Annotated in this window: 6 protein-coding genes and 1 riboswitch; all 6 genes read left to right on the forward strand. The window is 71.0% G+C overall.

Translation table 11 applies throughout. The features are described 5' to 3' along the window. The first annotated feature begins 94 nt into the window (after window positions 1–94). The 6 genes from ACFYW3_RS33980 (at window position 95) to ACFYW3_RS34005 (ending at window position 6023) form a co-directional block, all read left to right on the forward strand. Window positions 95–1117 (forward strand): transglycosylase family protein, encoded by a 1023-nt coding sequence (locus tag ACFYW3_RS33980; RefSeq protein WP_351753943.1) that lies wholly within the window; start codon window positions 95–97, stop codon window positions 1115–1117. 277 nt (window positions 1118–1394) lie between these two features. Next, window positions 1395–1565: riboswitch (cyclic di-AMP (ydaO/yuaA leader) on the forward strand. 3 nt (window positions 1566–1568) lie between these two features. Beyond that, window positions 1569–2288, forward strand: coding sequence for a transglycosylase family protein (locus ACFYW3_RS33985; RefSeq protein ID WP_389388355.1), 720 nt, complete (start codon window positions 1569–1571; stop codon window positions 2286–2288). Window positions 2289–2562: 274 nt separating this feature from the next. Then, complete coding sequence (gene eno / locus ACFYW3_RS33990) at window positions 2563–3858, forward strand: phosphopyruvate hydratase (RefSeq protein WP_267796196.1); 1296 nt, start codon at window positions 2563–2565, stop codon at window positions 3856–3858. A gap of 104 nt (window positions 3859–3962) precedes the next feature. Continuing rightward, window positions 3963–4451: a septum formation initiator family protein gene (locus ACFYW3_RS33995; RefSeq protein WP_053681478.1), complete on the forward strand. Its 489-nt coding sequence runs from the start codon at window positions 3963–3965 to the stop codon at window positions 4449–4451. 58 nt (window positions 4452–4509) lie between these two features. Then, a complete protein-coding gene (locus ACFYW3_RS34000) occupies window positions 4510–5049 on the forward strand; it encodes a DUF501 domain-containing protein (protein ID WP_053681476.1) in 540 nt (179 codons plus the stop codon). Then, a complete protein-coding gene (locus ACFYW3_RS34005) occupies window positions 5046–6023 on the forward strand; it encodes an exopolyphosphatase (RefSeq protein WP_389388356.1) in 978 nt (325 codons plus the stop codon). The genes ACFYW3_RS34000 and ACFYW3_RS34005 overlap by 4 nt, the downstream gene beginning before the upstream one ends. Window positions 6024–6128: the final 105 nt, after the last annotated feature.

Below are 6128 nucleotides of genomic sequence, written 5' to 3' on the forward strand. Positions count from 1 at the left end.
GACCGCGAGTCAGTTTCCGACCAAACTTGTTACTTGTATGCCAAGGCCGCTAGGTTCTGCCGTTACCCCGCCGTTATGCGAAAGGTACAGCCTCATGCGTTCCGGGAACGGCCGCCACAGACGCCCCAAGCAAATACCCGCACTCGTCGTCACCGCCGGAGTCACCGGTTCCGCGCTCGCCCTGCCGCTGCTCGCGGCAACCAACGCGAGCGCCGCCGACGCCGGCACGTGGGACACGGTCGCCGAGTGCGAGAGCGGCGGTTCCTGGAGCGCCAACTACGGCAGCGGCGCCTACGGGGGACTCCAGTTCACCCAGGAGCAGTGGAACGAGGCCGGCGGACTCGACTACGCGACGCGCCCCGACCTCGCCAGCCGCTCCCAGCAGATCGCCATCGCCGAGAAGGTGCTGGCCTCGCAGGGCCCCCAGGCGTGGCCGCTCTGCGCGTCCTCGGCCGGCCTGACGCGACAGGGCCCGTCGGCCGCGGTGGACCCGGGCCGGGTCGAGGCGCCCGCGCCGGTCGCGCCCACGCCCTCCCGCCCGGACTCCGCGGTGCCGAAGAGCGGTTCCACGCCGGCCACCGACTTCGGGGTGCCGACGCCCACCGCGCCCACCCCGACCCTGCCCTCCCCGTCCGGCGTGCCGTCGTTCACGCTGCCCGACGTACCGCAGGGGCCCAACGCCGGACTGCCCGTCATGCCGGACCCGGACCCGACCCTTCCGACCGGCCCGAGCAACCAGCCGCCGGTCGCCCCGACCACCCCGGGCGGCACGACCACCCCGGCGGTCCCCTCGGACCCCGCCAGGGACCCGAACCCGGCCGACCCCTCCACCACGCCCTCGGCGCCGACGGGCACTCCGACGGGCACCCCGACCGACTCGGCGGCGGACGGCGGCGGCAAGCACCGCGGCCCGGCGGCGAACGAGGGCCTCGGGGCCGTTCCCAACACCGCGCCGGAGCCCGTCTACACGGTGAAGGCGGGCGACAGCCTGACCGCCATCGCGGACGCCAAGGGACTCAAGGGCGGTTGGACCAAGCTCTACGAGGCCAACGAGCAGGTCATCGGAGGGGACGCGGACCTCATCAAGCCCGGCCAGAACCTGGATCTAACCAAGTAATAGGGGCAGTTCGGGCACCCATTAAGATCCGAATGTCCGGTTTCGGCAAGTGAGACATGCGTCTCTTCCGCCCAACTGGCGCGTCACGTATCGAAGCTGCCGCAAACCCTGCCCTCACCTGCGCAAACGTCCCTAAGCGGAACGCAAGTAGGGCCCTTTCCCCCCGATGTTGCTCGTTGAACATCGGGGGGAGACCTGTCTACCTTCTGAATCGCTCGCCACCGCGAGCCTCTTCGACCGCATCGCCGAATCCTGCCGGCGGACGGAGAGAACAGTCGTCGCGCAAGCGCCGAAGGCAGGAGCGGGGGAACCAAGGTAGGCGCCGGGACGGGCCGTCGAGAGACGGCCGCGAACCGGCTGGGGGTTAAGACGCACGCCAGTCGTGCGGCCGGGCAACTCACTCGCCCGAACCCGACAGCTCACCTCGTAGGCGTCGGTGAGGAGAAACTCCATGCTGCTTTCCGGCAAGGGCAAGCACCGTCGCGGCTCCAAGGCCGCCCGCATCGTCACGCTCGCCGGCGTCGCCGGTGTCGCCGTCGCGGCCCCGCTGATGGCCGCGGGCTCCGCGTCCGCCGCCACCACCTCCGAGTGGGACAAGGTCGCCTCCTGCGAGTCCGGTGGCAACTGGTCCATCAACACGGGCAACGGCTACTACGGCGGCCTGCAGTTCTCGTCCGGCACCTGGGCCGCCTACGGCGGCAAGGCGTACGCCTCGCAGGCCAACCAGGCCTCCAAGTCGCAGCAGATAGCCATCGCCGAGAAGGTCCTCAAGGGCCAGGGCAAGGGTGCCTGGCCGTCCTGTGGCGTGGGCCTGTCCAACTCCTCGTACGACGGCGGCGGCTCGGCCGAGACCCCCAAGCCGCAGAAGCAGCAGGCCGCTCCCAAGAAGCAGAAGGTCGCGCCGAAGACGGAGACCAAGCGCTCCGAGGGCTCCACCACCACCCGCTCCGAGCGTTCCACGGCCGCCCCGGCGCCGCAGAAGGCCCCGAAGGCGACCGCCGCCCCGAAGATCGGCAACGGCTCGTACGAGGTCAAGGCCGGCGACACCCTGGGCACCATCGCCGACGCGAACGGCGTCAAGGGCGGCTGGCAGAAGCTGCACGAGCTGAACAAGGACATCGTCCCGGACGCCGACCTGATCTACCCCGGGCAGAAGCTGAACCTCAGCTGAACCCCCCGATGACACCGCGTCAGTCCTGACGCACCCCCTGCCCGGCGCGTACCCCTCCACGCGCCGGGCGGTGGCGTGTCCGGGCCCGGTGACACCCGATCCCGCGGACGATCAAGAGTCGTATGTCCTGGAAGAAGGGTATTCGGGCCCTTTTTCGTCCCAGGACCCGGGCGGTCGGCCGGTCGAGTGGCCGGAGCCGGTTAGGCTCTAGTCGGCAAGGCCATCCCACGGCCTGACCCACCACCGCACACCCAGCGTCACATCCCAGAAGGAGATGCTCGTGCCGTCCATCGACGTCGTCGTAGCCCGGGAAATCCTGGACTCCCGAGGCAACCCCACGGTCGAGGTCGAGGTTGGCCTCGACGATGGCAGCACCGGTCGTGCTGCAGTTCCGTCCGGCGCCTCCACCGGTGCATTCGAGGCCATCGAGCTGCGTGACGGTGACCCCAACCGTTACTTCGGCAAGGGTGTCGAGAAGGCCGTCCTCGCCGTCATCGAGCAGATCGGCCCGGAGCTCGTCGGCTACGACGCCACCGAGCAGCGCCTGATCGACCAGGCCATGTTCGACCTGGACGCCACCGACAACAAGGGCTCCCTCGGCGCCAACGCCATCCTCGGCGTGTCCCTCGCCGTCGCGCACGCCGCGTCCGAGGCCTCGGACCTGCCGCTCTTCCGCTACCTCGGCGGCCCGAACGCGCACCTGCTGCCCGTCCCGATGATGAACATCCTCAACGGTGGGTCGCACGCCGACTCCAACGTGGACATCCAGGAGTTCATGATCGCCCCGATCGGCGCGGAGTCCTTCTCCGAGGCGCTGCGCTGGGGTGCCGAGGTCTACCACACCCTGAAGAAGGTCCTGCACACCAAGGGCCTCTCCACCGGCCTGGGCGACGAGGGCGGCTTCGCCCCGAACCTGGAGTCGAACCGCGCCGCGCTGGACCTCATCGTCGAGGCCATCAAGCAGGCCGGCTACGTCCCCGGCAAGGACATCGCGCTCGCGCTCGACGTCGCCGCGTCCGAGTTCTACAAGGACGGCAAGTACGAGTTCGAGGGCCAGTCCCGCTCGGCCGCCGAGATGACCGAGTACTACGAGGAGCTCGTCTCCGCGTACCCGATGGTCTCCATCGAGGACCCGCTGTACGAGGACGACTGGGCCGGCTGGAAGACCCTCACCGACAAGCTGGGCTCCAAGGTCCAGATCGTCGGCGACGACCTCTTCGTCACCAACCCCGAGCGCCTGGCCCGCGGCATCGAGGAGGGCTCCGCGAACGCCCTGCTCGTCAAGGTCAACCAGATCGGTTCGCTGACCGAGACCCTCGACGCCGTCGAGATGGCCCAGCGCAACGGCTTCAAGTGCATGATGTCGCACCGCTCCGGCGAGACCGAGGACGTCACCATCGCCGACCTCGCCGTCGCCGTGAACTGCGGCCAGATCAAGACCGGCGCCCCGGCCCGCTCGGACCGCGTCGCCAAGTACAACCAGCTGCTGCGCATCGAGGAGATCCTCGACGACGCCGCGGTGTACGCGGGCCGCTCCGCCTTCCCGCGGTTCCGCTCCGCGAACCAGTAGGAACGGCGAGGGCTAATCACGCCCCGGCCTCCGTACGTCCCCGCACTCGGTCCCGTACCGTGTGCGGGGACGTATTGCGTAGCGCACTCAGGGGAGGCGGGACCATGGCCGGGAACCGGGATCGGTTCTCCACCTTCTCGACCGCGACCAGACTCAAGGCACTCGGCGAACGGACCGCGGCGCACGTCTACCGTTCCCAGTCGCGCCGTCAGGTCCGCCGCAGCCGGCTCACCGGCCGGGCCGCGCTCCTGGTGCTCGTGCTCTGTACCCTGGTCGTCGCCCTCGCGTACCCCATGCGCCAGTACGTGTCCCAGCGCTCCGAGATCGCACAGCAACAGCGGGACGCCACCGACGCGCGCGAGCGGCTGGAGAAGCTCCGCGACGAGAAGGCCCGCTGGCAGGACCCCGCCTACGCGGAACAGCAGGCGCGCAAGCACCTGCACTTCCTGCGTCCGGGGGAGATCGGCTACATCATGAACGACCCCGGCACCGAGGCCAAGGAAGACCGCCGCACCGGGCAGGCCGGCTCCGACCGGCCCTGGTACTCGAACGTCTGGGACGGCGTCGACAAGGCCGACCGCCCCGGCGACTGACCCCGACACGCCACGCCCGCGACACACCCGCACACGAACGAAGAGACTCATCCCAGGCATGCAGACGCCCCCGCCCCAGACCGACCGCACCGAGCCGACCGCCGCGGACATCGAGGCGTTCCAGCAGCAGCTCGGCCGCCCGCCGCGCGGGCTGCGCGCCATCGCGCACCGTTGCCCCTGCGGGCAGCCGGACGTCGTCGAGACCGCGCCCCGACTCCCCGACGGCACCCCCTTCCCGACGCTGTTCTACCTGACCTGCCCGCGCGCCGCCGGTGCCATCGGCACGCTGGAGGCCAACGGCGTGATGAAGGAGATGCAGGCCCGGCTCGCCGACGACCCGGAGCTGGCCGCCGCCTACCGGGCCGCGCACGAGGACTACATCACCCGCCGCGACGCCATCGAGGTGCTCCAGGGCTTCCCGAGCGCCGGCGGCATGCCGGACCGGGTGAAGTGCCTGCACGTGCTGGTGGGTCACTCGCTGGCCGCCGGCCCCGGCGTGAACCCGTTCGGCGACGAGGCCCTGGCGATGCTGCCCGAGTGGTGGGCCAAGGGCCCCTGCGTCACCCCGTGCGGGGAGAAGAAGGACGCGGACGCGTGAGCACCACACGGGTCGCGGGCATCGACTGCGGCACGAACTCCATCCGTCTCCTCGTCGCGGACTGCGACCCGGCCACCGGCGAGTTCGTCGAGCTGGACCGCCGGATGACGATCGTCCGGCTGGGCCAGGGCGTGGACAAGACCGGCCGGCTGGCCCCGGAGGCGCTGGAGCGCACCTTCGCCGCGTGCCGCGAGTACGCCGCTGTCGTCAAGGAGCTCGGCGCCGAGCGGATCCGTTTCGTGGCCACGTCTGCCTCCCGGGACGCCGAGAACCGGGACGACTTCGTCCGGGGCGTCCTGGACATCCTGGGCGTGGAACCCGAGGTGATCACCGGGGACCAGGAGGCCGAGTTCTCCTTCACCGGCGCCACCAAGGAGCTGACGGGCCGCACCGACATGGAGCGGCCGTTCCTGGTCGTCGACATCGGCGGCGGCTCCACCGAGTTCGTCGTCGGCTCCGAGCACGTCCGGGCGGCCCGCTCCGTGGACGTCGGCTGCGTCCGGATGACGGAACGCCACCTGGTGGTGGACGGGACCGTCACCGACCCGCCGACCGAGGAGCAGATCGCCGCCATACGGTCCGACATCGAGGCGGCCCTGGACCTGGCCGCCGAGACCGTGCCGCTGACCGAGGCCCGCACCCTGGTCGGCCTGGCCGGCTCGGTGACCACCGTCGCCGCCATCGCGCTGGGGCTGACGGAGTACGACTCGGCCGCCATCCACCACTCCCGGATCCCCTACGCGAAGGTGCGCGAGATCAGCGAGCGGATGCTGACGGCCACGCACGCCGAACGCGCCGCGATCCCCGTCATGCACCCGGGCCGGGTCGACGTGATCGGCGCCGGCGCCCTGGTCCTGCTGGCGATCATGGAGCGGATCGGCGCCGAGGAGGTCGTGGTCTCCGAACACGACATCCTCGACGGCATCGCGATCAAGACCGCGGAAGACGTCGAGGCCGACAAGCAGCGGAACTGACCCGGCGAACCGCATGAGAGGGGGGTGGGGGGGGGGGCGCGCCCCCGGGCCCCCCCCCGGGGGGGGGGGGGGGGCCGGGCGCGGGCCCGGCGGGGGGCCGCGGGG

It is taken from the genome of Streptomyces sp. NPDC002602 (genome assembly GCF_042889445.1).
Lineage (GTDB): Bacteria > Actinomycetota > Actinomycetes > Streptomycetales > Streptomycetaceae > Streptomyces.

Bases quoted from the DNA above. Each gene is read 5' to 3' on its own strand.
- ACFYW3_RS33995 (WP_053681478.1), top strand. From the start codon at position 3,963: ATGGCCGGGAACCGGGATCGGTTCTCCACCTTCTCGACCGCGACCAGA.
- ACFYW3_RS33980 (WP_351753943.1), top strand. From the start codon at position 95: ATGCGTTCCGGGAACGGCCGCCACAGACGCCCCAAGCAAATACCCGCA.
- eno (WP_267796196.1), top strand. From the start codon at position 2,563: ATGCTCGTGCCGTCCATCGACGTCGTCGTAGCCCGGGAAATCCTGGAC.
- ACFYW3_RS33985 (WP_389388355.1), top strand. From the start codon at position 1,569: ATGCTGCTTTCCGGCAAGGGCAAGCACCGTCGCGGCTCCAAGGCCGCC.
- ACFYW3_RS34000 (WP_053681476.1), top strand. From the start codon at position 4,510: ATGCAGACGCCCCCGCCCCAGACCGACCGCACCGAGCCGACCGCCGCG.